This is a genomic window from Vibrio sp. L85, from assembly GCF_963871815.1.
Taxonomy (GTDB): domain Bacteria; phylum Pseudomonadota; class Gammaproteobacteria; order Enterobacterales; family Vibrionaceae; genus Vibrio; species Vibrio harveyi.
This window is the reverse complement of record NZ_CAWMYL010000032.1, coordinates 1-457: the sequence shown is the minus strand read 5'-3', so window position 1 is coordinate 457 and position 457 is coordinate 1. Positions and strand designations below refer to the sequence as shown.

1 pseudogene is annotated in these 457 nt (G+C 44.2%); it reads left to right on the top strand.

The features are described from left to right. Positions 1-224: 224 nt before the first annotated feature. Positions 225-457: pseudogene (locus AACR11_RS06640) on the top strand (DUF3560 domain-containing protein); the annotation flags it as partial.

Below are 457 nucleotides of genomic sequence, written 5' to 3'. Positions count from 1 at the left end.
CTAAGTGGCTGGTAATCGCACCTTACCTTCTCGTCAGTCATGCCGTTTCCTATGTGAGTTCCCATCTACGTCTCGTTTCTTCCTGTTAACCATCCTCAAATCAGAACCTTCTCTGCAAGGGTATATAAACGCTACGCGCCCCTGCAGAGAAGAACCCTGTTTGAGGAGTGGACAGTCAGACGACGACGAAGATGAAAACTCAAACAAACATAGGAAACTTCACCATGACTGACTCAAACGTAATTTGCTCAACCATCACTAAGCAGCCTAAACCGACCAAGTTCTCGGACTTGGAACCGAAGACTTCCTCTAAAGATGAGTTTTTAAAATCTTTTACGAGTCGTAAGTTACGTAAGAATGCGAAAAAGAAAATCGCTCAGTTACTTGCTTATGCTGACACCGTAACGCTAGAAACCCAATCTATGGGTATGGATGATTGTTTCCGTCACAATGAGCC